Origin of the sequence: Variovorax paradoxus, from assembly GCF_024734665.1 — a bacterium.
Classification (GTDB): Bacteria; Pseudomonadota; Gammaproteobacteria; order Burkholderiales; family Burkholderiaceae_C; genus Variovorax.
The window spans coordinates 3,857,729-3,880,196 of sequence record NZ_CP102931.1; the positions used below are offsets into that span (position 1 = coordinate 3,857,729).

The following is a 22,468-nucleotide window of genomic DNA, read 5'->3' on the forward strand; positions in this document are numbered from 1 at the left end:
ATGACCTCCCCCCTTCCCCCAGGCGCCTGCAACGCCCACTGTCATGTGTTCGGGCCCGGCGCGCGCTTCCCTTACGCCCCGGATGCCGCCTTCGTTCCCGAAGCAGATGCGCCGAAGGAAGCCCTGTACGCGCTGAACGACCGCCTCGGCCTGCAACGCTGCGTGGTCGTGCAGTCGACCTGCCACGGCTTCGACAACCGCGCCGCCGAGGACGCAGTTGCGTCGCGGCCCTCGAGCTACCGGGCGATCGCCCTGCTGCCGACCGACGTCGACGACGCAGAACTCGAGCGGCTCCACGCCGCGGGCTTTCGTGGCGTCCGCTTCAACTTCATGGGCCACCTCGGCCGGCACGCGGACATGGAGGACGTCCTGTCGTTGGCGGGCCGCTTCGCGCCGCTTGGCTGGCACCTGCAGATTCACGGCGATCCCGCGCTGCTCACGAACCTGGCGCCCGCGCTGCGTCGCTCGCCCACGCCGGTGGTCATCGACCACATCGGGCGCATCGACGCGGCGTTGGGTCTTGACCAGCCAGATTTCCAGGTGCTGCTGCGGCTGATGGCGGATGAGCGCTTCTGGGTCAAGGTGAGCGGCATGGACCGCATCACGCGGCTGGGCCCGCCCTACGCCGACGCCCAGCCCTTTGCCCGAACGCTGGTCGCCGAGTTCGGCGACCGGGTCGTATGGGGCAACGATTGGCCTCACCCGAACCACGCCGGCCCCATTCCCGACGAGCAGCAACTCGTCGACCTCATTGCCGAGATCGCCCCCACGGAATCTGCGCGCCACGCGCTGCTGGTCGGCAATCCGGAACGCCTTTATCAGTTTGGAGACAGGCCATGAGCCTTCGATTCGAGAACAAGGTCGCCATCGTGACCGGCGCCGGTTGCGTCGGCGCCGGCTGGGGCAATGGCCGCGCCATCGCCGTGCGCCTCGCCCAGGAGGGCGCCAGGGTCCTGGCGGTCGATCGCGACCGCGCCCGGCTCGACGAGACGCTCGAGTTGGCCGGCGACGCCCGCGCGTCGATCACGCCATGGGTCTGCGACGTCACGAACAGCGAGAGCGTGGCGGCCATGGCGGCCGCGTGTCTGGACACGTACGGGACGATCGACGTCCTCGTCAACAACGTGGGTGGGTCCGCAGCGGGCGGGCCGGTGGAGCTGCCTGAAGAAACATGGGATCTGCAGATCGACACCAACCTCAAGAGCGTGTTCCTGACCTGCAAGCATGTGCTTCCCACGATGCTGGCGAAGGGCGCGGGTTCGATCGTCAATATCTCCTCGACTTCCGGCCTGCGCTGGACCGGCAGCGCGCAGGTGGCGTACGCCGCGACCAAGGCCGGCGTCATCCAGATGTCGCGCGTGATCGCGGTCCAGCACGCGGCCAAGGGGGTCCGGGTCAACAGCGTCGTGCCGGGGCAGCTGCACACGCCGATGGTCGAAACACGCCTGGCTAAGCAGCGCGCAGGCGGTGACGTCGACGCACTGCTGGCCCAGCGCCAGAAACGCATTCCACTCGGCTTCATGGGCGACGGCCGGGACACGGCGAGCGCGGTACTGTTCCTGGCCAGCGACGAGGCCCGGTTCATCACCGGCACCGAACTGATCGTCGACGGCGGCATGACCGCGCGCTGCGACTGAGATTCGAGCTACCCCAAAAAAACGGAGACATTCATGACCATCCAACGCATCCTGCTCACGGCAGCATTTGCCATGGCGCTGGCGCCAGCTGTCCATGCACAGCCGAAGACGACGCGGATCGTCGTTTCCTTCACCTCCGGGGGACCTGTCGACTCGGTCGCCCGGATCCTCTCCGAACAGCTCGGCAAGGAACTGGGCCGCACGGTCATCGTCGACAACAAGCCTGGCGCCAACGGCGCGATCGGCGCCGTCGATGTCATGAAGTCGGCCCCGGACGGCGGCACGCTGTGGTTCACCAGCGTCGGCGCGGCTGCGATCAATTCTTCGCTGTACGAGAAGCTCCCCTACGACATGCAGCGCGACTTCTCGCCGGTCTCGCTGGTCGTCAATAACGTCGAGCTGCTGGTGACCCAACAGAGCAACCCGGCCAAGGACGCGGCCGACTTCGTGGCAGCAACGAAGAAGCGCGCCGAAGCAACGGCGATGGGCTCCTCCGGCACGGGAAGCATTCCGCATCTGGCAATCGAGCAGTTGGCCGATTCGAGCGGCGCCAGGCTGCTTCATGTCCCCTACAAGGGTGCAGCGCCGGCCATCACGGACCTGATGGGAGGCCAGATCGGCGGATTCTTCGGCGACGTGCCTGGGCTGCTTGGACATCTCCAAGGCGGACGGCTCAAGGCGCTGGGTGTGGCTTCGAGCAAGCGACACCCTTCGTTGCCGGACGTGAAGACGCTGGAAGAGCAAGGCATCAGGGGCGTCGACACCAACAACTGGTATGCGCTGTTTGCGCCTGCGAAGACGCCGCCCGAGATCGTCGAGGCGCTCAGCAAGGCGGTGCGCAACACACTGGCCAACCCGGGCGTGCGCGAGAAGTTGCTGAAGACCGGCACGGAGCCTGCCGGATCCACGCCCCAGGAACTGGCAACCATCCAGAAGCGGGACACCGAGAAGTGGGCGAAGCTGATCCACACCAAGAACATCAAGGCCGAGTGATGACGACCACCGCTATCCGCGTACCCCTCGTGCAGCCCGGCACACGCCCCGAGCTGGCCGAGATCGAGTCCCGCATCATGGCGCAGCGCGGCCGCGTCTCGCTGCTCTATCAGGTGCTCCTCAACAGCGAGCCGATCGCCTCGGGCTGGGAGCGCATGCTCACGGCGGTTCGCAACCAGACCGGCGTACCCGCCGATCTTCGCGAGCTGATGATCCTTCGGGTCGCCGTTCTCAACGGCGCCAGCTTCGAGTACGACGCGCACGTACCGCATGCACAGAAGGCAGGCGTCAGCGCCGAGAAGATCGACGCCGTCCGGCAGGAGGCGCTGTCCGGCGTGTTCGCGCCGCTGGAGCGCCTGGTGCTCGAACTCACGGATGCCATGACCCGCGAGATCGTGGTTCCGGAAGAGCTCATGGGCCGGATCCAGCAGCACTTCGACCCCAAGGGCGTGGTGGAAGTCGTGGCGACAGTGGCGGCCTACAACATGGTGTCGCGCCTGCTGGTTGCCTTGAACGTCGCACATTGAACGAGGAGCCCGGAATGCAGGATCTGTGGCTGCTCAAGTCCGACACCTCCATGGTCAATCAACCGCTCGCGCCGGTCCGCACGCTGCCGCCTGGAGTTCAGCCATGGCAGGCAATGAATGGCGCTTTGGTCTATTTTTACGCGGCAGGGAACACGCCGCCGGTGCTCACGCCCCCGGGTGTTGCCGGCGAGTGGAAACGGCTCGCCTGCTTGCAAGAGGTGCAGGGCGCGTCGGCCGGCCAGGTTGCTTCGCACCACTATGTTGTGGAAACGGACGTGCTTCCCGAGTTCGAGGACGACCTCAACGCCTGGTATGCGCAGGAGCACCTGCCCGGACTGGCCGCCGTGCCGGGAACCATCCGGGCGGCCCGGTACATCGACGCCACAGGCTCGCCGCGCTACTACGCCTGTTACGACCTCGCGGGCGCCGAGACCCTGGGCAGCCCCCAGTGGCTGGCTGTGCGTGCAACGCCCTGGAGCTCGCGGGTTCGCCCCGCTTTCCGGAACACGGGGCGAACCATGTTTGGCCGGCTGTCGGCCGCACGCTGAGCATCGCTCGCACGCCGAAGCCTATCGCGCGGATGGCCTGGCCAGCGTAGCCAGCTTCTTCCTGGCCGCCTGCAAAAGACTGTTCCGTTCGACAGGCAGTGGCGCCTTGGTATCCCCGAGCGCGATGACCTCATGCACGGTGGTCGCGGAGAGCTTCGAGGACAACGGATCGCGCGGCGACATGCCATTGAGCCTGGTGATCGGGATGACGTGCACCTTGAGATGACGGCCCATTGTTTTCGACAACTTCTGACAAGCTGCCGTCATGGCGGCTTCGTCAGGGACCAGCCGGCCATGCACGACCAGCAGTTCCACAGTGCCTTGCGCGTCCTCTCCCAACACGAACGCGCGCACGACCGAGTCCTTGAACCTGGAACGCAGCATGGCGCGGATCGGCTCTGCCGCGGCGAACGATTTCAGCGCGATGTTCCGCAGCTCGTTGTGAAAGACGAACGAGCGATCGACCTGAACGGTATCGGCCTGGTCTGCCTTCGCCGCCTGCCGCTTCACTATGCCGCTGCGGACGAGGTGCTCCACAGTGAGGGTGGTCTCGGCCTCCCCCAGCTTCGCCCGCCTTGCAAGCTCGCTTGTCGAGAACTGTTGATCGGGCGCCGCGTACAGGACCGTGAGGAGCTTCTGTACTTCGGGAGAGAAAAGGAAATCCGCGGCACTCATTCTTGCTTTGCTGCTGACACAAAGACCGCATTATCCAAGCGGCATGGAAGCGGTCGGCATCGGCGCTTCATCTATCGCTGGCGCAGCGCCTGAGCATGAAAAGAAAAGTGACAGCGGTCGGCATCGAGGCGGTTTCCCTGAGCGGCTTTTTTCTCCCTGGCCTCTACCAGCGCCGAACCGCTGTCGAGAGGCAGTGTGCGCGCCCCCATCGAAGCCAACGTGAAGTCTGTGCGGGAGTTCCGCGAAACGATACCAGTCGTCCTGTGAGGTGCGACCTTGAGACCTCTGATGAGGCTTCAAGGAAGTCGAAGTAATTCTTTCGATGAGCAATCACAGAAACCAGAAATGGACATTCGATTGCTTCATTGAACATGTCGTTACGCTCGTTTCCGGGCATTGCCGCACAGCGCAATGCATCCGAATTCAAAAGAATTAACGAGGGTCACGCATGCATTTCGACGCGACTGCCGCGCATGGCAGCTCCAACCATCGCCAGATCAAGCGACTCGCGCTGCAAGGCGCTGCAGTGCTTACGCTGCTGAGCATTTCTGGATGGGCCCAGGCGGCCTGCTCGCTGAGCTTCACATCGCCCAGCAAGGGCGCGAAGGTCACCTCGCCCAACATCACGGTGTTTGGGACCGGCGGCGGCGATGCCACCACCGGTGACGCCGGCACCGTGACCGCCACGCTCAACGGTTCGCCGTTCTTCAGCTACTCCGGTTCCTTCACTGCCGTCGTGTCGTTCCTCGAAGGACGTGGCGTGCCTGTCACGCTGCGTTCCGGCCCAAACTACCTGGCGGTCTCCGGCAGCGTCGGTGGATGCAGTGCGTCGGACTACATGACGGTCTACTACGACACCTCCGACGTCATTCCGCGCAAGAACAAGGGCGACGGCACCGAGCGCAACGGACCGCAGTCGTGCACCGGCAACCCCATCAACTTCGCGATGGGCAACAAGGTGCAGGAGGAAGAAGACTTCCGCAGTGCGTCCACGCACTACCCGCTCAGATTCGCACGTATCTTCAACAGCGCCGACGGCTACTGGCGCTACTCGTACGCCATGCGCCTGAGGATCAGTGCGACCGAGGCCGTGCTGCTCCACGCAAATGGGCGTGAGTCGCCGTTCGCGCGCAGCGGCTCGACCATCACGCCCGATGTGGACGAGCTCGGCACGCTCACGCAAACGGGTTCCGGCTGGCTTTATGTCGACGTGGACAACACCCGGTACGAGTTCAACACCACCGGCCGCCTGACGAAGCAGACCCATCCCGATGGCTGGTATCACAGCCTCTCCTACGGCACCAATGGCTCCGTGACCGTGACGGACGGGTTCGGCAACAGCATCGGCTACACGGAAGACGCTCACTTCCAGCCGCGTTCGCTGACCACGCCCAACTTCAGCGTCGCCTACAACTACGACACCGCCAACCGGCTCACCTCCGTCACCAAGACCGCCGGCGCCAACGTGACGAGCCGCACGTACCACTACGAGAACGCCGCCAACCCGCGCTTTCTCACAGGCGTGACCGACGAACTGGGTGTGCGCTTCGCCACCTACGCCTACGACTCGCTGGGTCGCGCGACGAGCACCACGCACGCGGGCAATGCCGGGCTCACGCAGGTGGTCTACAACGCCAACGGCACGACGACCGTGACCGATCCGGTGGGCCGGGCCACGACCTATCACTACACCGTCGTCAATGGCGTGAAGCGCATCTCCCAGATCCAGGGCGAACCGGCACCCGGCTGCCCGGCCAGCAACTCGTCGTTCACCTACGACGCCCGAGGCCTGCTGTCGAGCCAGACCAATGCGACCGGCAGCGTCACCAGCTTCACCTACAACACCCGCGGCCTGGAGGCCTCTCGCACGGAAGCGCTCGGGGCGCCCGAGCAAAGAGCGATCGCCACGACCTGGGATGCCACGCTGCCGGTGCCCACCCTTATCGCCCGGACCGGCCAGGAAACCGCGTACACCTACGACACGAGCGGCAAGCTGCTCACCGAGACGATCACCGATACCGGCGGCACGTCAGGCACCGCTCGCACAAGCCAGCGGACCTACACGACCGAAGGCCTCATCCATACGTACACCGAGCCCAACGGTGCTGTCACCACCTACGCGTACGACACTCGCGGGAACGTGCAGAGCGCGACCAACGCGCTGGGCCATGTCACGACCTACGCCTACGACACGGCCAACCGCCTCACGAGCCAGACGGACCCGAACGGCCTGGTCACCACTTTCACGTGGGATGCGTACGACCGGCTCCTCACGCGCACCGTTGGCACAGGACCTGGCCAGACCACGACCCTGACCTATCACCTCACCGGCACGATCGCGACGGTATCGCTGCCCGGCGGGCTGGTCACCGGCTACACATACGACACCGCGCAGCGCCTGACCGGTTGGAGCAACAACCGCGGCGAGAGCGGCACCTACACCCTCGATGCCGCCGGCAACCGGCTGACGGAGCAGACGCTCGACACGTCCGGTTCGATCGCCTGGACGACTGCGCGCACCATCAACAAGCTCAACCGCGTCGCCACCCAGACACAAGGGACCAATCAGAACGAGAGCTTCAGCTACGACGCCAGCGGCGACCGCATCGCTCAGAGCAACGGGCTGAACCAGAGCACCAGCTGGAGCCTGGACTCGCTGGCCCGCGTCAAGACCATCACCGATGCGGCCAACGCCAGTGCCGGCCTCAGCTACAACGCACTCGATGCCGTCACCCAGGCCAGCGACTTCAACGCGGTTGCCACCAGCTACAGCCGTGACGCCCTGGGCAACGCCACGGCCGAAGCCAGCGCTGACAGCGGCCCCCGCAGCAGCCAGTACGATGCGCTCGGCCTGCCCAGCCAGATCATCGATGCGCTCGGCCAGGCCACGAGCATCACGCGCGATGCGCTGGGACGTCCGACCAGCCTCGTCTTCGCCGACGGCAAGACCACGACCCTGCGCTACGACCTGAGCGCCAACAGCAAGGGGTACCTCAGCGAGATCATCGACCGCTCCGGCACCACCGAGTACACCCGCGATGCCCACGGGCGCGTCACTCTCAAGAAGCAAACCCTGGCGACAGGCGCAACTACGGGTAGCGTTCAGCAAGTTGGCTACACCTACAACACCGCCACCGGCCAGCTCGCCAGCGTCACGTACCCGGGCGGCGGCGTGCTCAGCCACTTCTACGACACGACCGGCCGCCTCGTGCAGCTCGGCTGGAACGGTGCCCCGCTGATCGATGCCGTCACCTGGAATGCCTTGGGCCAGCCCACGGGATGGAGCTGGGCCTTCACAAGCACCAGCCCGAAGCTCGTGGCCAACCGCAGCTACGACAGCGCCGCGCGTCTGACCCAGACCGAGTTCAGCAGCTACACCTACGACGCGGCCGGACGCGTCGGCAGCCTTACGCAGAACCTGTGGGGCCCTGCCGACAGCGATCCGGCTCACAGCACCATTGCAGTGGCCGACAACACCTGGATCGTCGGTTACAGCGCGACGGGCCGCATCGTCAGCTTCACTGGTCCTGGCGACAGCGCCAGCTTCAGTTATGACGCCAACGGCAACCGGATGGCGAACACCCGGGTTCTGGCAGGCCAGACCACCAGCCGCGGCTATACCCTGGAGCCGGGCAGCAACCGCCTCGCCGGCTTCAGCCAGACCATCAACGGCACCAGCAGCACCAGCGTCGCCTATGGCTACAACGCCAACGGCGACCTGACGAGCGATGGCCTCAGAAGCTATGGCTACGACGCGGAAGGCCGCCTGGCCACGGCCACCACGGGCGCCAACGATGTCAGCCCGACCACGCGCTACGCACACAACGCCTTGGGCCAGCGCGTGTTCAAGACCGAGCCGCTGTACCCGCCCAGCCAGGGCGACGAGAACGACCCAGGCTTCTGGAACAGTCTCGTGGCGTTCTTCACCAAGCTGTGGAGCCCGACCACGACACAAGCCGAGCAGCTCGGCTTTGCCTATGTCTACGACGAACAGGGCAGCCTGATTGCGGAGGTGGGCAGCGGCGGCACGAACAGCTCGGGCGAGGCGCAGTACATCTACCTGCCGACAGCCAATGGGCCGATGCCGATCGTCGCCGTGGTCAATGGCGCCACGTATGCGGTGCACAGCGATCACCTGAACACGCCGCGCAAGCTCACCGACGCGAGCGGACAGGCAGTCTGGCAATGGGGCTACAGCGCGTTCGGAGAGGACAAGCCGACGCTGGCGAAGAACCGGTTCGCCAATCTGGAAGTGACACCGAACCCGGGCACGACCAGCATCGCAGAAGTGAAGTTCAACCTGCGGTATCCGGGGCAATACGCGGACGAGGAGTCTGGGCTGTTCTACAACTACTTCCGCAGCTATGACGCGAGGACGGGGCGGTACAGCCAGCCTGATCCGATTGGGCTGGACGGGGGGTGGAATCGGTTCGGGTATGTCGATGCGGACCCGCTGAGCTTTGTCGACCCGGAGGGCTTGCGAAACGCACGCCCCGCAACTCAAGGAGGCAATGCATACAACCGGCGCCAATGGGAGCGGCATGGGCCAAAGCCTATCCAGACGCCACGAGGCGAGGGGACTCAATCGGCCTGGGAGGCTGCGGCGCAAATGCCCGTACCCGATCCGGAGGCCGGTGACTACCGATTCAGGTGTGTTCGATGGGAGTGCTCGCAGCGGTCTTGCACGCCCGGGAAGTCACCGACCGATTTCCTGCCACCGGCCTATTTCAAGGACTCGCCTCCGGAAGGTTGCCGGTGCACGCAGACAATGCTGGGGCCCGTCTTCAATCCGCCGAGCTTCGATCCGAAATCGGACTTGCCTGGGTTGGTGGACAAGTACAGAAACAGCGATGGTCAAATCCGGCGCATGCTGGATGCCATGCGCCCCTGAGGAGTGAGTGTTGAAGGTCGAACTCGGAATCGGTGTTGCCGGGGTCCTCATCGGTTTGGCGCTGATGGCGACAGGGCAACGCATGTGCCGCACGACCTGCTGGGTCGACAACGTATTCAAGATGCTCCTGCCGACCTCGTATGAATCCTGGGCAGGTGGACTGCCGGTGCTTCTGATCGGAGTGGGCATCATCGGACACGCGATCTACAGACGATTCAGGAGACCCAATTAGGCACGCCGAGATGCGACTGAAGCGCTCGATCACATTTGTCTCTGCAGCTCTTGCCCTGCTATCTCTGGCGGCAGGGTGGTATAGCTGGGAGCGAGGCCAGCAGCCGCGGCAAGCCGCGCAAGAGACTGCCAGCACTGGTGACGGGCACAAATTCATCAAAGTGGTAGTCGACAAGAATGTCGAGCCGTGGACGGTAGTGGAGTTGCAGTAAAGACCCCACTAGGCGGCATCTTTCCCAAACCCCAACGCATGCATGCAGACCGCGAAGAAAAACTGGTCGCCGCCCGCAAGGCATACACGGACGGCCTGCTTTATCTGGCCTTTGATCTCTATCAAGTGCAGGCAGACGAAGGGCATGTCGAAAGCCAGGTGTTTGTCGCCTGGATGTTGTCTCAGGGGGTTGGCTGCGAGAAAGACGAGAGCCAAGCCGCTGCCTACTACGAGCGAGCAGCAGTTCACGGGCATCCGCTGGGCTGCTTCTACTTCGCCCGTTGGTTGACGCGAGCTGGCGAACATGCGAAGGCCCATCGCTTCTATGCGATGGGCGCAGAAAAGCGACATCTGCCCTCGATGTTTCGTGTCGGCTATTCGTTGGCTCATGGCAAAGGCGTTTCACGCGATCTTCAGCGGTCCTATGAAGTCCTGAAAGAAGCTGCGATGCATGGTCATGCCTTCGCGCTGCGAGAACTGGGTCTTCAAGATCTGCGCGGCAGACGAGGTCTTGTTTGGCAGCCTGTCGGGCTCGTGGAAATTCTTGCCGCAGTGTGCTGGGGCTTCATGGTCTCCATGGCCAATGACGATTCGGATCTTTTGATCTCCTAGACCTTGCTCTGCCGCACAACAATGCTCGCGCAATCATGATTCGCAACGGAAGCTTCAGGTGAAAATTTCCAGATCCGTGGTCAGGTTGTGGGCGCCCTTTGCCTGCGCCTCCCTGCTCACGTTCGTGGCATACAAGACTCTTTGGGCCACTCAGTGGTATTGGGTTTTCCTGTCCCTGCTCGGACTCCTGAGCTGCGGTCTTTCCGCCTTGGTTCTCCGGAAAACCGGCTTGAAGTACCGGCCAATTTTGGGAGTGGCCGTTGGCCTTCTGCTTGGTCAATGGTGGCTGGTACAGATGCTGATCCTGGGTCTGTTTTTTCGCGTCGGTGGGTTTGCTCCGTAGCCCATCCTGAACTGCTTCGTGCCTGTCCCCGGAGCTTGGTAACCCTTTACAGCGCAATCAACACTCTCGTAGCGTCCGCAGCCGTTCCTGAAAACGGAAACCGACAGATGGCGGGCAATCATCAAGAACAACAACATTACTTCTGACTAGATGCGCCCCCCCGCCTCGGCCTTGAGTACTGGTCAACCGGCGCCTCTCATCCCATCTCCAAATTTCGGCCCAAGTGGTGGCATAGGCTGAGCCTCCGTTGTTCAAAGGAGCTCAACCAACATGCGATACATCACCCGAAAACTCACCGCAGCCTCCATGGCCGCCATCGTTGCCGCATCCACTCTCAGCGGCTGCGTAGTCGCGCCGACGCCCGTTGCCACCAATGTGATCCTGGCGCCAGGCGCACCACTGCCGCCCGGGTATCAAGGCGAGGTGTATGTCGTGAGCGACTGGCAGTCCAGAGGTCTCTATGCGCCTCCACAGGGCTATGCCTGGCGCTATGTCGACGGGCAGTATGTTCTCGTGGCCGTAGCCACCGGAATCATCGCTGCGACTTTCCTGGCTGCATTTTTTGGGCACGGCGGCCATGGCGGGCCCGGGCCAGGTTTTGGTCCTCGCTGAAACAGCACATCTGTTGAATTGCAGGACGGTGAACTTGCTGGACGCACTCCGGGCTTTATGGGCGGCAATGGTCGCCATCGGTCAATTCTTCAACTGGCTCCTGAGCCTTTTGGCGTGACTCAATCTCCTCCACGCTCCTGCGGCTCGCCCAGCGACAGCATCAGCCGGTTGGCCCAGTTGAAGAACGCCGCGCCGTGGATGACGTCGGCAATCGCAAGGTCATCCAGGCCTTGCGCACGCAGCTGCTCGATGTGCTCCGCGCCGAACGCAGAAGGCGTGGCCGACAAGGCGACCGAGGCCGCCACGATCGCATTCCAGCGTTCGCCCAGGTCGGCCTTCACGCCCTCGTCCAGCAGGCGCTGCACATCGTCCGTGCGCTGCGAGAAATGCGAGGCGAAGCGCGCATGCACCGAGGCGCAGTAGATGCAGCCGTTGTAGCGCGAGGCTGCGGCGGCTGAGAGTTCGCGCTCGGCGCGCGGCAGGCCGGCTTCGGGGTTGTAGAAGATGTCCTTGTCGGTGCGCGTGCGTGCGCCCAATATGTCCGGGTCGCGCGCCAGCAGGCGGAAGTACGGCGACTTGGCACGCGACGCGTCCACCAGCCCGGCGAAATGCCGCTCGGTCAGTTCGGCCTCCGGCAGCGGTTCGAGCCAGGGCAACCATTCGAGCTGTGCCTGCGTGAAGGCATTCGGGTGCGTGTTGTGGGGATGGCTCAGGGCCGATTCGGCAGTCATGGTGTTCCTCGGGTCAGTCGACAAGGGTGACGGGACGTTGCGCCAGCGCCCGCAGGCCGGTGACGACACGGATCTGGAATGCGAGGAAGGCCACGAGCTGCGACAGGGTCACGATCTCGGTGCTCGACCACCCCGCATCGAGCAGCGACTGCAGCGCGGCCGGGCTCGCATCGCGCGGGTGAAAGACGAGCAGATGCGCATGCGCGAGGCCGGCCGAAAGCCGCTCACCAAGCGCCGGACGCTGCGCGGCGCCCACCGCATACGAAGGGCCAGAGGCATCCTCGGCGCTGAGCGGGCCCGCGGGATAGCGCCCGTACGGTCCTTTCGCAGAACCCCGTTTCGTTTCGATGGCGATGGCCTCCGCCAACCCGGCACGAAACCCCTGCCCCGCCAGCGCATCGGCATAGAAGCGCGCCACGTCGGTCTGCCCGTGCAATCCGGCGACGAAGGCAGCAACGGCAAACCGGTCCGCGATCTCGAAATTTCCGAACACAGGCGGCGTCGGCGCGAACAGCGAGAGATAACTCTGCTGCGCATGGGTCCGTGCCTGCTCGCGCTGTGCGCGGATGTGGTCGAGGTGGCTGCCCGGCTCGATGCCGACGAGCCGGTCGATGACGTCGGGCACAGCGGACACAGAAGAAGAAACGGTGGCGTTCATGAAATCCAGCCTAGAGAAGTGCAAGGGATTGAAGGTCCGACACGCTCGCATCGCGCGCCCAGCCCAGGGCCGGCGCAACCACGGTGGCGGTCAGTTCGATGGAGCGCAGGATCGCCTCGTGCGGCGGATCGACCGAATGCACCTGACAGACCAGGTCGGTCACGCGTGCGAGCGTTCTGTCGGCGCGCAGCGAGGCGATCACGTCGTCGGGCGATCCAACGTGAACGTCGTACGCGGCGATCAATTGTTCGAGCGATGCATCAGGGCCGACGCGGTCCGCGAGGCCGACCTGTCCCGAAGCGGCAAAGCGGGCCGCCGAACGGCGCAGACCGATGTCGGCCAGACGAAGCGCTTCCTTGCGCGTCTCCGCGACAAAGACGCTGCGCGAGCCCACGATGCGCGGCGTGCTGCCGGGCGGCAATGCAGCCAGGTAGGCGTCGACGATCGGGTTCTGGATGTCGGCAAGCGACGCGTCGGGCGCGTGCTCGGGACGCGGCTGCGTGCGCGAGAGCATCAGGCCGTCGCCGGCCTCCCCCGCGCGCGTGCCACCGCTCACCGAGAACGTGGCCTGCCAGATGCGGTCCAGTAGCGGCGAGCCCGCGGGGTACAGCGTGTCGCCGCCCTGCAGCGGCTTGCCGGCCCACGCTGCGCGCACCGCGGCAAGCTGTCTCGCGAAGATGGCCGAACGGTCATTGCCATCCAACCCGAAGGCGGCGAAAGATTCAGGCGTGCCACCCGTTCCCACGCCCACTTCGAGCCGGCCGTGCGAGAGCAGATCCAGCACGACCGCATCCTCCGCAACGCGCACGGCGTTTTCCAGCGGCAGCGTGACGATGCCCGTGCCCAGGCGAATGCGCTTCGTGCGCGAGGCCACATAGGCCAGGAAGACGAACGGCGACGGCAGTCCGCCCTCGTGCTCGTGAAAGTGATGCTGCGCCACCCAGGCCGAATCGAAGCCGAAGGCCTCGGCATGGGCGATCTGCGCGGCAGCGAGGCGATAGCGCTCGGCGGCTGTCGCGTCGTCGAGCAGGCGGCTGAAGAAGCCGAGGCGAAGCTGGCGCGGAGTATGGGAAGTAATACCGGGCATCCGGAGAAGGCTGGGTTGTCGAAAGCCTTCGAGTCTTGCCCGTGATGCGGTCCGCAGGGAAATCCGGATTTCGCGCTTGTTTATGCGGTTTGCATGTATCGCCGCCAGCCTTCGCAGCGGGAGCGCGGAAAGCCGTTCACGCCGTCGTCGGGCGTATCTCCGCTGTGCAAACGCGATTCCGGCCTCCCATCTTGGCCGCGTACAGGGCCTTGTCGGCCGACTGAATCAGCTCCTTCGGCGGTCCGTGGGTGACCGAGGGGCTGAGCGCATCCACGCCGGCGCTCAGCGTCACGAAGCCGTCGGGGGCACCGGCGTGCACGATTGCCAGGTCGCGCACCGCGCTGCGAATTCTTTCCGCCAGCACGGCCGCGCCAGCCACATCGGTATTCGGCAGCAGCACGGCCAGTTCTTCCCCGCCGTAGCGGGCCGCGAGGTCTCCCGGGCGGCGGGATGCGAGGCCTGCGATGGTGCGGCCGATCGTCTGCAGGCACTCGTCCCCGGCCGTATGGCCGTAGATGTCGTTGAACTGCTTGAAGCAATCGACATCGATCAATATGAGCGCCAGGGTGCTCGCGTCTCGCATGGCCCGGCTGAATTCGTTGTCGAGCGTCACGTCGAACTGCCGGCGATTCGCCAGCCCCGTAAGGCCGTCCTCCATGGCGAGGGTGTTCAAGGTCTTGTTGAGCGTCTCCAGCGCATCGCGTGCGCGCCGCAGTTCGGCCTCGGTCTTGCTGCGCAGCTCCATCTGCTTCACCAGCCGCCATCCCACGAAACCGACGATCGACGCCAGGAGAATGACGCCCCCCGTATGCCAAAGCGTTTCCCGCCACCAGGCGGCCAGGATCTCATCCTTGGAAAGGGCCGCTGCAACGAACAGCGGGTAGTTGGTGAGGCGCCGGAAGCTGTTCAGCCGCGTGATGCCGTCCTGCGCCGACAGGATTTCCGCCGTCCCGACCGGGCCCTGGGCCACGTATGCACGAAAGAGTCCGGTATCCAGCATGCTTCTGCCGACCATGTCGGTGCTGTACGGCCGGCGAGTCATCATCGTCCCGTTCTCGAGGATCAGTGCAACGGCGCCTGCCTGGCCTATGTCGAGGCTGTCGTAGAACTTCGTGAAGAAGTCGACCCTGATCGTTGCAAGCGCCACCCCGGCGAAGCTGCCGTCCGCATGATTGATGCGTCGGGAGACGGGTACGAGCAGTCTGCCGGTAGTCCGACTCCTCACCGGCACACCGACGTGCGGTCCGCGCTCCTCGTGCTCGCGGTGAAAAAGAAAGTACTCGCGGTCCGCGTTGTTCAGGTTTTGCGGCGCTACTTGCCGGGAGTTTGCGACCCAGTTTCCATCCTTGTCGTAGATGTGGAGCCCATCTAGTTGCGGGAGTTCGGCCACCCGCATCGCGAACACCTTGCGAAGCCGTTCGATGGCCTCCGGCCCCGTGCCGTCGTGTTCGATGCGCTCGACCATGCCGACCAATGCGGTGTCAGCCTGCTTGATCGTGTCGTCCGCCTGCTGCGCCATTGCGCGAGCGAGATTCGACGTCGCAACGCTCATCTGCTGAAGCTGGACCGTTCGCGAATGCCAGCTGTTCAAGCCGTCGAGCGCCACGAGGGCGAGGCAAACCACGGCCACGAAGGCCGTCGTTCGGAAGGTGATGGATGGTCGACGAAACACGATGTGCCTTCGAAGCAGTGATGTCTGAAGCCTTGCCCGACTTTGACACAGCTGCGGCCGAATCGTCACCTTCCGCGCAACCTGCAGGCGCAGCCGTCAGCGCGGCTCAGACCGGCCGCACGTCGAAGAACGCCTCGTCGATGTCTCCCAGGTCGCGAAAGCCCGCGGTGCGCGCCGCGTCGTAGGCCTTGGCCCAGCGCTTGGCCATCGCGATCTCCGCCTTCGACAGATCGCTTTCGCTCGATTCGCTCGCGTTCTGGAATGCGCGCAACGCCTCGACCACATCGACGCCCAGTTGCCGGTCGATCTCGCGCCGGAAGCGCTGCTCGGCGACCTTCACGGCATCGGCTGCCGGGTGCGGGTAGTCGGCTAGCCGCACGGCATACGTGACACGCGCCTCGATCTCGACGTCTTCGAACTGGAACGGCTCCTCGCCGTCTTCTTGCAGCAATGGCGGCGGTGGCGCTTGCTGCGACAGTGCGATGGGCAATGCCGTTGCTGCGACCCGCGGGAAGAAAAGCTCAAACTGGTTCATGGTTCATCGCCCCCAAGCGCGCACGGCGCTGACCAAGGCTTGCGGCCAAAATACTGTACGAATATACAGTTTTTTGCCGTTGTTAACCAGTCTGCGGCTGCTTGGGCAGTCGATTCAGCGACCGTCGTGTGCTCGGTCGCACCGCCGCGGCGACCAAATGCGGGGCGATCAGTCGGGCTTCGAAGGCAGATCGCCCTCTCGCAGCTTGCGGCCCACCCACATCATTCCCGTCGCGTAGTCGGCAGCGCCGACCTGGATGCCGCCCACAGTTCGCAGCGCACCTGTGCCGTCGTCGGTGGCCGGGCCGTCGCCGGTGTATTCGCCTGGCACCAGCACCCGTCCGTCCTTCAGGAAATCGGCGATGCGCAGTTCGCGCATGGCGCGGCCCCAGTGCCATTGCTTCTTGACGTCGTAGCTGCTGGTCTTCTTCGGTGGGTTGGTTTTCTTCATTTCATTCGGCTGCATCAAACACTGCCGCCGAGCATAGCCGCGCCCTACTCGGCGCAAGGCCTGGCCGCGCCCCCCGGCGCCGACGGCTGAAGCTTCACCGGCTCGGTTGCTTCCCCTGCCTCCACATAGTTGAGGTCAACAGGGTGAACAATTGCCGCCGCGAACTCGCCGTCGAACTTGACCAGGACGTGTTCCCCGCTGGCGCCGGTGATGACACCGAATTTGCCGTTGAGCTCGACACGGCTTCCGCGTCGCGCGGGCACTTTGAAACGCACACGGATATAGGGCAGTCCTACCCGGAAATACTCGACCATTTGATTCCCCGACTTTCTTGTGGCTCGCATCAGCGGCTGTCTTGACAGGACACTCCCACCGGCCGCGACACCTGCGACATGCAGTCATGCACTGTCTCTGCATGGCCACGGGGATACGTGTCGGTCAGAGCCTACGCTTGCTGACAGCCATTGGACATCCGCCAATTGGCTAACACCACCCATGTTTGTGGGTTCCGCCAATCGGTGTAGATGCGAAGCCGCTAGTCGAGCTCGCCGACAGCGTCGTCTTCTTCAGCGAACGCCGATTCGTCGACCTCTTCGCGCGGGCCGACGTTCAGGTCTTCCGACAGGCCGCGCAGCACGGTGTAGCCCGCCTGCAACGCCTCGGCGTAGGTATGAAATCCCTTGGCCGCCTCCATCAGCGGTTCGAACTCCATCGAGTTGTCGAAGGATTCCAGCAGTACCCAGAAATAGTCGCCCTCGTCGTGTTGATCCACTGTCAGGGCGATGGAGATAAGTTGACCAGCCATTCGCGCATGGTGGCGCGCCCAAATGACAATCCGAAGAAGCGGGTGTGAACGTTCGGCTTCTACGTTGCCTTCTCTGCTGGCAGCCCTCCTCCGGTCAGCCGGCGGCCTCCAGAAACTCGAAGCCCATCGTCCGTGCGTGGTAATGCAGCCCGCCGTCCTGCACGATGAGGAAGAGCGCGCCGCGCGGGCCTGCGTTGTGGTGCGAATGCGGCGCACCCGGCGGCGTGACCAGCGTGGACCACGGCGCCCACGGGCACGCCGCACCGCCCACCATCGAATGGCAACCTTCGCCCTGCACCACCAGCGTGATGGCGGCGGAATTGTGGCGGTGCGAGCGCTGGTGCGTGTTCGGCTCGAGCGTGTTGAAGCTCAATGTCAGCGTGGGCGTGAGGTTGCGTGCGGCGGCCTGCCGGTCGGACGAGAAGATCAGCGCGCGGCCCGAGGTCTCGTCGCTCGTGCCGCTCGAGAAAATCAGCGCGAACTGGCGCTCTATCTCCGCGGCCGGATAGTGCACGGCGTCGATGGTTGCCTTGGCCACGGGCGCCGGCTGCGCGCGTTCAAAAGCCAGCTGCGGCTCGTTGCCGACGGTCCACAGCAGCACACCCTCGGCGCCCGCCTCGATCCGGTAGCCCGGCGCGCCGGGCAGCAGGAACACGTCGCCCGTGCCAAAGGTCAACCTGTCGACCGCACCCGTCAGGCTGCCGCTGCCGGAAATCACGTACCAGACCGACCCGGTGGCGCACACGTCCAGCGGCAGCAGCGCATCGCGGGCGGCAATGCGAACGTAGCGCGCGAGCATCAGCGGCGTGGTGGCCGGGAAGCCACAGCCCAGCGCCCGCGACTGGTCGCAATCGAACATGCCGTAGCGTCCTTCCGGCGGCGGCGCGAAGAGCCGCGCGGGCACCTCGGGCAGCTTCACGTTGAAGGCGTTGCCGGAATTGAAGAAGCGCGCCCTGGCCTGCGCAACGCTGGCCGGCGCGCGCGGATGCTGCATCGGCAGATCGGCCATGTCGACGATGGTGGCGATGTCAGCGGCAGTCATGCTCAGGTCCTCACATAGGGCAACAGCACGCGCAGCAGCACGTTCGCACCGGCTGCCACATGCGCGGGCTCCGCCCACTCATGTTCCGCATGGCTCACGCCGTCGCGGCAGGGAATGAAGATCATCGCGCTCGGGCACAGCGGCGCCATGTGGCGCGCGTCGTGGCCGGCAGCCGAAAGAATCGGCATGTGCGGCTGTCCGATGCGCTCGGCGGCTTGCGCGATCGCCTGCTGCAAGGCGGGATCGAAGCCGTTGGACGGCGCATCGACCAAGGGGGTCACGCTCGCCTGGCACGGCGCGGCAAGCGAGTCGCACAGCGCGGCCAATCGCTGTCCCAGATGTTCGAGCACCGCGTTGTCGGGATGCCGCAGGTCGATGCGCAGCGTCACCCGCTCGGGCACCACCGAGGGTGCGTTCGGCTCGACCTGCAGCCGGCCGATGGTGAATTTCACCGCGTCGTCGTGGCCGCCGATCTCGGCATAGAGCGCCGTCGCGATGCGCGTGAAGGCTGCGAGCGCATCGCGCCGCTCGACCATCGCGAGCGTGCCGGCGTGACCACGCTCACCCTCGATCACGACATCGAATGTCTTCTTGCCCTGGATGCCGGTGACGACACCGATCACGCACTCCTGCGCTTCCAGTATCGGCCCCTGCTCGATGTGCGCCTCTACATAAGCCGCCACCGGAAAGCCCAGCGACCGCCGCCGCAGCGACGGGAACGCAGCGTGCAAGGCATCGAGCGCATCGGCGACAGAGATGCCGCTGGCATCGCGCACCGCACGCACGGCCTCGAGGCTGCGCACGCCGGCAAAGGCCTCCGAGCCCATCATGCCGGGCGCGAAGCGCGAACCCTCTTCGTTCATCCACGCCACGCAGACGATGTCCACCGGCGGACGCACGCCGCGCCCGGCCAGCGTGGTCAGCACCTCCAGCGCAGCCACCACGCCGTACACACCGTCGAAGCGCCCGCCACCGGGCTGGCTGTCGAGATGGCTGCCTGCGAGCACTGGTGGCGCGTCGCGGTCGATACCCGGCAGCGCGATGAAGAGATTGCCGGCCGCATCGGTTGAAGGCTCCAGCCCCGCCGACAAGGCCCAGTCGATCATCGTGCGCCACGACGCGATCTCTTCCACGCTCAGCGCCTGCCGGTCTACACCGCCGCCCGGCGTGGCGCCGATGCAGGCGAGCGTCATGAGCCGGTTCCACAGACGGTCGGCATCGATGCGCCAGATGCCTTGCTCTCCGGCGACTTCTTCGGTGGCGGTTTCGGCGGTCATCAGTCGGTCTTCATGATCTGGCTGGGCAGCGCACGCGGATCGCGCGGCTTCCACTGGCCGGCCTCGACCTGGGCGAAGAACTCGGCCAGCAAGGCGTTGAACGCAGCGGGCTCTTCCAGGTTGAGCGTGTGGCCGGTCTTGGGCATCACGGCGAGGCCGCAGGCCGGCACGGTCTTCTTCAGGAAGATGCCGGGCTGCAGGCAATGGTCGTCCTCATCGCCGACCACCACGAGCGAGGGCACGTTCATCACGCGCAGATCGCTCTCCAGGTCGTAGATCGACGGGCGCCGCGCCTGCACGCCGCGCATGGTGTTGGCCGCGCCCACTGCATCGTGCTCGCCGAGCCAGGTCGCAAACTCCTGCCAGCCGCGCGGGTCCTTGTTCTGGAACTGCACGCGGCTCGCGCCCAGCGAATAGGTGCGGGCGAATTTCTCGGAGCCCTGCGCTTCGAACTGCTTGGCCACTTCGAGCGAAACGCCGCGGAAATACTCCTCGTGTTCTTTCTCCGCGCCGTAGCCCGCGCCGGCAATCACCAGCGACGACGCCCGCTTCGCATGACGCAGGCCGAAGTGCAGCGTCGCGAAGCCGCCCATCGACAGGCCCACGATGTGCGCGCGCTCCAGCTCCAGCGCGTCCATCACCGCGGCGATGTCGTCGGCTGCGGTGGCTTGCGAATAGCGCTCCATGTCGGCCGGCACGTCCGACGGCGGATAGCCGCGCGCGCCGAAAGTCACGCACTGGTGGCGCCGCGCGAAGTAGCGCATCTGCGGCTCCCAGCTGCGGTGGTCGCCGCCGAACTCGTGCACGAACACGATCGGCGTGCCGCTGCCGGCGGTCTCGTAGTAGAGGCGAACGCCGTCGGGGGTGGTGGCGAAACTCATGGCCGGGCCCTCCTCAGAAAAGCGCCGCCGTGGCCGGCAGGCTGCGCGCGCGCTCGACCGCCTGCGGCAGCACGTCGCACAGCGCCTGCGCCCACGCTTTCGGCACGGTGGTGGAGATCTTCACGAAGCGATGTCCGAAGCGCGGCGTGTGATACGTGCCCTGCCGCACCATGATGTCGTGCTCGCCCAGCGCGGTGACCAGCGCCTCGGGCGTCACACCCGCCTTGCTGCACTCGACCACGATGAAGTTGGCCTGCGACGGGAACACCGGTACCTCGAAGCCCGGCAGCTTGGCGAAGGCATCGACGATCATTTGCTGGTTCTCGCGCTGCTGCGCAATCACTTCGGCCATCCATTCGTCCTTCACGCCCAGGCCCGCGATGGCCGCGCGCTGCGCCAGCACGCTCGCGCCCAGCGGCGCCTGCGAATGCGGCAGGATGCGCGCGAGCAGTTGGGGCGAGGCCACCAGCGCCCCGAGGCGCAGGCCCGCGAGGCCCAGCCACTTCGAGAAGCTCACGATGGTCACCGTGCCTTCCGGGTAGAAGCGCGAAGCCAGCGTGTGGTTGTCGGCGAAGTCGCGGTAGGTGCAGTCGTGAATGAGGATGGCGCCGATCTCTCGCGCACGGTCTGCGAAGGCACGGATCTCGTCCTCGGTGTAGGTGGTGCCCAGCGGGTTGTTCGGATCCACGAGGTAGATGACGGCGGTGTTCCCGTCGGTAGACGCGGCCAGCGCCTCGGCCGACAGCTTGAAGCCGTACTCCGGCCCGTAGATCGGAATCTCGGTGATCACCGAGCCGGCCTTGGCGGCGAACTGCAGCGGCCACTTCCAGCCCGGGTCGGTGGTCACGAAGCCCTTGCCGGCCACGCAGAACGCACGGCAGGCCAGCGCCAGTGCGGAGACCGCGCCATCGGTCACCACGGCCGACTGGTCCGGCACGCCCAGGTCGGCCACGATGGCCGAGCGCAGCGCTTCCATGCCCAGCGGCGGCGCATAGGCGTGAAAGCTCTCGTCGTCGATGGCGTCGTGCAGCGCCTTTTTCACAGCCGGGTGCAGCGGAAAGTGATTGGTGTTCTGGCCCAGCCACATCAGGTCGGGGTTGGTGAACAGCCGGTCGAAATACTGGTTGCGGGTTTCGGCATCGCTCGTCACGGCCGGCACTGCAGCAGCGGGGTTCAGCGCTGCGTTCATGCCGCGAGCCTCCGGGCCTGTTCGGCCTCGACCACTTTCTTGCTGGTCTTGATGATCGAGCCACGCGCCGCGATGCCGCCGTCGATGGTCACCACCGTGCCGGTGATGTAGCCCGCACGCGGCGAAGCCAGGAACACCATCAGCTCGGCCACCTCTTCCGGCGTTGCCGGGCGGCCGCCGGGGTAGTTGTCGAACAGCTCTTCCCAGCGGCCTTCGTCGCCATGGGTGTCGAAGGCGCGGCGCTTCATGAGCTTGACCATGCGGTCGGTCGCCACAGGGCCGGGGTTCACGCCCACCACGCGGATGCCGTCGTCCAGGCTCACTCCACCGAGCGCGCGCGTGAAGGCCATCACCGCCGCGTTGCCGGTGGAGCCGGCGATGTAGTTGGCGTCCCAGTTCTCGCCGGAGTTGCCGATGTCGTTCACGATCACGCCGCCGCCCGCGGCCTTCATGCGCGCGTAGTAGATCTGGCTGAGCTCCATGTAGCCCAGCACCTTGAGCTGGAAGCCCCGGCGCACCACGGCGAAGTCGAGCGATTCGATGGGGCCGGCAGGAATGTCGCCCGCGTTGTTCACAAGGATGTCGACGTGCCCCGCTGCTTCGGCCAGCTGCGCCATCGCGCCGGGCGCGGCCAGGTCCATCGGGTGGATGCGCACGTTGATCGGGTAGATCTTCTCGATCTCTTCCTTGGCGGCCGCCAGGGCGGCGCCGTCGCGTGCGGCCAGTTGCAGGTGGCAGCCTTCGGCCGCGAACGAATGGGCGGCCGCAAGGCCGATGCCCTTGGAGGCGCCGGTGATGAGGACGGTCTTGCCTTCGAGTTCGAGTTTCATGGAGTGATGTCCTGGGATGCGATCGGAAAAA

The 22,468-nt window shown here is 65.3% G+C and carries 23 protein-coding genes; 9 read left to right on the forward strand and 14 right to left on the reverse strand.

What is annotated here, in order from left to right; genetic code table 11:
• The 5 genes from NWF24_RS18350 to NWF24_RS18370 are packed head-to-tail and all read left to right on the forward strand — an operon-like array spanning position 1 to position 3,705.
• The gene (locus NWF24_RS18350) at positions 1 to 840 is read left to right on the forward strand and encodes an amidohydrolase family protein (RefSeq protein ID WP_258349775.1); all 840 of its coding nucleotides are present in this window, start codon (positions 1 to 3) and stop codon (positions 838 to 840) included.
• Positions 837 to 1,637: an SDR family NAD(P)-dependent oxidoreductase gene (locus tag NWF24_RS18355; protein WP_258349776.1), complete on the forward strand. Its 801-nt coding sequence runs from the start codon at positions 837 to 839 to the stop codon at positions 1,635 to 1,637. Before NWF24_RS18350 ends, NWF24_RS18355 begins: the two co-directional genes overlap by 4 nt.
• Before the next feature lie 33 nt (positions 1,638 to 1,670).
• Entirely contained in the window at positions 1,671 to 2,630 is a 960-nt protein-coding gene (locus tag NWF24_RS18360) for a Bug family tripartite tricarboxylate transporter substrate binding protein (protein WP_258349777.1), read from the forward strand.
• Entirely contained in the window at positions 2,630 to 3,157 is a 528-nt protein-coding gene (locus tag NWF24_RS18365) for a carboxymuconolactone decarboxylase family protein (protein ID WP_258349778.1), read from the forward strand. The genes NWF24_RS18360 and NWF24_RS18365 overlap by 1 nt, the downstream gene beginning before the upstream one ends.
• A 14-nt stretch (positions 3,158 to 3,171) precedes the next feature.
• Complete coding sequence (locus tag NWF24_RS18370) at positions 3,172 to 3,705, forward strand: DUF4286 family protein (protein ID WP_258349779.1); 534 nt, start codon at positions 3,172 to 3,174, stop codon at positions 3,703 to 3,705.
• A gap of 21 nt (positions 3,706 to 3,726) precedes the next feature.
• Here the strand turns inward: NWF24_RS18370 and NWF24_RS18375 are convergent, their stop codons facing one another.
• The gene (locus tag NWF24_RS18375) at positions 3,727 to 4,380 is read right to left on the reverse strand and encodes a hypothetical protein (protein WP_258349780.1); all 654 of its coding nucleotides are present in this window, start codon (positions 4,378 to 4,380) and stop codon (positions 3,727 to 3,729) included.
• 448 nt (positions 4,381 to 4,828) lie between these two features.
• Here NWF24_RS18375 and NWF24_RS18380 point away from each other — a divergent pair, with 448 nt between their 5' ends.
• From NWF24_RS18380 to NWF24_RS18395, 4 genes are all read left to right on the forward strand, one after another.
• Positions 4,829 to 9,271: an RHS repeat-associated core domain-containing protein gene (locus tag NWF24_RS18380; protein ID WP_258349781.1), complete on the forward strand. Its 4,443-nt coding sequence runs from the start codon at positions 4,829 to 4,831 to the stop codon at positions 9,269 to 9,271.
• Positions 9,272 to 9,281: 10 nt separating this feature from the next.
• Complete coding sequence (locus NWF24_RS18385) at positions 9,282 to 9,503, forward strand: hypothetical protein (RefSeq protein WP_258349782.1); 222 nt, start codon at positions 9,282 to 9,284, stop codon at positions 9,501 to 9,503.
• Positions 9,504 to 9,752: 249 nt separating this feature from the next.
• On the forward strand, positions 9,753 to 10,325 hold the full coding sequence (locus tag NWF24_RS18390) for a tetratricopeptide repeat protein (protein WP_258349783.1): 573 nt from the start codon (positions 9,753 to 9,755) through the stop codon (positions 10,323 to 10,325).
• Between the two features lie 613 nt (positions 10,326 to 10,938).
• Complete coding sequence (locus tag NWF24_RS18395) at positions 10,939 to 11,280, forward strand: RcnB family protein (RefSeq protein WP_258349784.1); 342 nt, start codon at positions 10,939 to 10,941, stop codon at positions 11,278 to 11,280.
• Between the two features lie 119 nt (positions 11,281 to 11,399).
• Here the strand turns inward: NWF24_RS18395 and NWF24_RS18400 are convergent, their stop codons facing one another.
• The 13 genes from NWF24_RS18400 to NWF24_RS18460 all read right to left on the reverse strand — a co-directional run bounded on the left by NWF24_RS18400 (position 11,400) and on the right by NWF24_RS18460 (position 22,437).
• A complete protein-coding gene (locus NWF24_RS18400; RefSeq protein ID WP_093052006.1) occupies positions 11,400 to 12,011 on the reverse strand; it encodes an alkylhydroperoxidase domain protein in 612 nt (203 codons plus the stop codon).
• Between the two features lie 13 nt (positions 12,012 to 12,024).
• The gene (locus NWF24_RS18405; RefSeq protein ID WP_258349785.1) at positions 12,025 to 12,669 is read right to left on the reverse strand and encodes a CMD domain protein; all 645 of its coding nucleotides are present in this window, start codon (positions 12,667 to 12,669) and stop codon (positions 12,025 to 12,027) included.
• A gap of 10 nt (positions 12,670 to 12,679) precedes the next feature.
• Positions 12,680 to 13,756, reverse strand: a complete 1,077-nt coding sequence (locus NWF24_RS18410; RefSeq protein ID WP_258349786.1) for a putative FMN-dependent luciferase-like monooxygenase — start codon at positions 13,754 to 13,756, stop codon at positions 12,680 to 12,682.
• Positions 13,757 to 13,892: 136 nt separating this feature from the next.
• Positions 13,893 to 15,428 carry a GGDEF domain-containing protein gene (locus NWF24_RS18415; protein ID WP_258349787.1) on the reverse strand — a complete coding sequence of 512 codons (1,536 nt, stop codon included), beginning with the start codon at positions 15,426 to 15,428 and terminating at the stop codon, positions 13,893 to 13,895.
• 106 nt (positions 15,429 to 15,534) lie between these two features.
• Positions 15,535 to 15,963, reverse strand: a complete 429-nt coding sequence (locus NWF24_RS18420; RefSeq protein WP_258349788.1) for a hypothetical protein — start codon at positions 15,961 to 15,963, stop codon at positions 15,535 to 15,537.
• 168 nt (positions 15,964 to 16,131) lie between these two features.
• Entirely contained in the window at positions 16,132 to 16,413 is a 282-nt protein-coding gene (locus NWF24_RS18425) for a hypothetical protein (RefSeq protein WP_258349789.1), read from the reverse strand.
• 44 nt (positions 16,414 to 16,457) lie between these two features.
• A complete protein-coding gene (locus NWF24_RS18430; RefSeq protein WP_258349790.1) occupies positions 16,458 to 16,727 on the reverse strand; it encodes a hypothetical protein in 270 nt (89 codons plus the stop codon).
• Between the two features lie 221 nt (positions 16,728 to 16,948).
• On the reverse strand, positions 16,949 to 17,218 hold the full coding sequence (locus tag NWF24_RS18435) for a hypothetical protein (RefSeq protein ID WP_258349791.1): 270 nt from the start codon (positions 17,216 to 17,218) through the stop codon (positions 16,949 to 16,951).
• A 94-nt stretch (positions 17,219 to 17,312) separates the two neighbouring features.
• Positions 17,313 to 18,260, reverse strand: a complete 948-nt coding sequence (locus tag NWF24_RS18440) for a cupin domain-containing protein (RefSeq protein ID WP_258349792.1) — start codon at positions 18,258 to 18,260, stop codon at positions 17,313 to 17,315.
• A gap of 2 nt (positions 18,261 to 18,262) precedes the next feature.
• A complete protein-coding gene (locus NWF24_RS18445) occupies positions 18,263 to 19,537 on the reverse strand; it encodes a Zn-dependent hydrolase (RefSeq protein WP_258349793.1) in 1,275 nt (424 codons plus the stop codon).
• Entirely contained in the window at positions 19,537 to 20,418 is an 882-nt protein-coding gene (locus NWF24_RS18450; RefSeq protein ID WP_258349794.1) for an alpha/beta fold hydrolase, read from the reverse strand. The genes NWF24_RS18445 and NWF24_RS18450 overlap by 1 nt, the downstream gene beginning before the upstream one ends.
• Positions 20,419 to 20,431: 13 nt before the next feature.
• Positions 20,432 to 21,607 carry a pyridoxal phosphate-dependent aminotransferase gene (locus NWF24_RS18455; protein ID WP_258349795.1) on the reverse strand — a complete coding sequence of 392 codons (1,176 nt, stop codon included), beginning with the start codon at positions 21,605 to 21,607 and terminating at the stop codon, positions 20,432 to 20,434.
• A complete protein-coding gene (locus NWF24_RS18460) occupies positions 21,604 to 22,437 on the reverse strand; it encodes an SDR family oxidoreductase (RefSeq protein ID WP_258349796.1) in 834 nt (277 codons plus the stop codon). The genes NWF24_RS18455 and NWF24_RS18460 overlap by 4 nt, the downstream gene beginning before the upstream one ends.
• Between the last annotated feature and the right edge of the window lie 31 nt (positions 22,438 to 22,468).

Excerpts from the sequence above, each read along its gene's own strand:
- NWF24_RS18350 (WP_258349775.1), top strand. The coding sequence starts at position 1 with ATGACCTCCCCCCTTCCCCCAGGCGCCTGCAACGCCCACTGTCATGTG.
- NWF24_RS18355 (WP_258349776.1), top strand. The coding sequence starts at position 837 with ATGAGCCTTCGATTCGAGAACAAGGTCGCCATCGTGACCGGCGCCGGT.
- NWF24_RS18360 (WP_258349777.1), top strand. The coding sequence starts at position 1,671 with ATGACCATCCAACGCATCCTGCTCACGGCAGCATTTGCCATGGCGCTG.
- NWF24_RS18365 (WP_258349778.1), top strand. The coding sequence starts at position 2,630 with ATGACGACCACCGCTATCCGCGTACCCCTCGTGCAGCCCGGCACACGC.
- NWF24_RS18370 (WP_258349779.1), top strand. The coding sequence starts at position 3,172 with ATGCAGGATCTGTGGCTGCTCAAGTCCGACACCTCCATGGTCAATCAA.
- NWF24_RS18375 (WP_258349780.1), bottom strand. The coding sequence starts at position 4,380 with ATGAGTGCCGCGGATTTCCTTTTCTCTCCCGAAGTACAGAAGCTCCTC.
- NWF24_RS18380 (WP_258349781.1), top strand. The coding sequence starts at position 4,829 with ATGCATTTCGACGCGACTGCCGCGCATGGCAGCTCCAACCATCGCCAG.
- NWF24_RS18390 (WP_258349783.1), top strand. The coding sequence starts at position 9,753 with ATGCATGCAGACCGCGAAGAAAAACTGGTCGCCGCCCGCAAGGCATAC.
- NWF24_RS18395 (WP_258349784.1), top strand. The coding sequence starts at position 10,939 with ATGCGATACATCACCCGAAAACTCACCGCAGCCTCCATGGCCGCCATC.
- NWF24_RS18400 (WP_093052006.1), bottom strand. The coding sequence starts at position 12,011 with ATGACTGCCGAATCGGCCCTGAGCCATCCCCACAACACGCACCCGAAT.
- NWF24_RS18405 (WP_258349785.1), bottom strand. The coding sequence starts at position 12,669 with ATGAACGCCACCGTTTCTTCTTCTGTGTCCGCTGTGCCCGACGTCATC.
- NWF24_RS18410 (WP_258349786.1), bottom strand. The coding sequence starts at position 13,756 with ATGCCCGGTATTACTTCCCATACTCCGCGCCAGCTTCGCCTCGGCTTC.
- NWF24_RS18420 (WP_258349788.1), bottom strand. The coding sequence starts at position 15,963 with ATGAACCAGTTTGAGCTTTTCTTCCCGCGGGTCGCAGCAACGGCATTG.
- NWF24_RS18425 (WP_258349789.1), bottom strand. The coding sequence starts at position 16,413 with ATGAAGAAAACCAACCCACCGAAGAAGACCAGCAGCTACGACGTCAAG.
- NWF24_RS18430 (WP_258349790.1), bottom strand. The coding sequence starts at position 16,727 with ATGGTCGAGTATTTCCGGGTAGGACTGCCCTATATCCGTGTGCGTTTC.
- NWF24_RS18435 (WP_258349791.1), bottom strand. The coding sequence starts at position 17,218 with ATGGCTGGTCAACTTATCTCCATCGCCCTGACAGTGGATCAACACGAC.
- NWF24_RS18440 (WP_258349792.1), bottom strand. The coding sequence starts at position 18,260 with ATGACTGCCGCTGACATCGCCACCATCGTCGACATGGCCGATCTGCCG.
- NWF24_RS18445 (WP_258349793.1), bottom strand. The coding sequence starts at position 19,537 with ATGACCGCCGAAACCGCCACCGAAGAAGTCGCCGGAGAGCAAGGCATC.
- NWF24_RS18450 (WP_258349794.1), bottom strand. The coding sequence starts at position 20,418 with ATGAGTTTCGCCACCACCCCCGACGGCGTTCGCCTCTACTACGAGACC.
- NWF24_RS18455 (WP_258349795.1), bottom strand. The coding sequence starts at position 21,607 with ATGAACGCAGCGCTGAACCCCGCTGCTGCAGTGCCGGCCGTGACGAGC.
- NWF24_RS18460 (WP_258349796.1), bottom strand. The coding sequence starts at position 22,437 with ATGAAACTCGAACTCGAAGGCAAGACCGTCCTCATCACCGGCGCCTCC.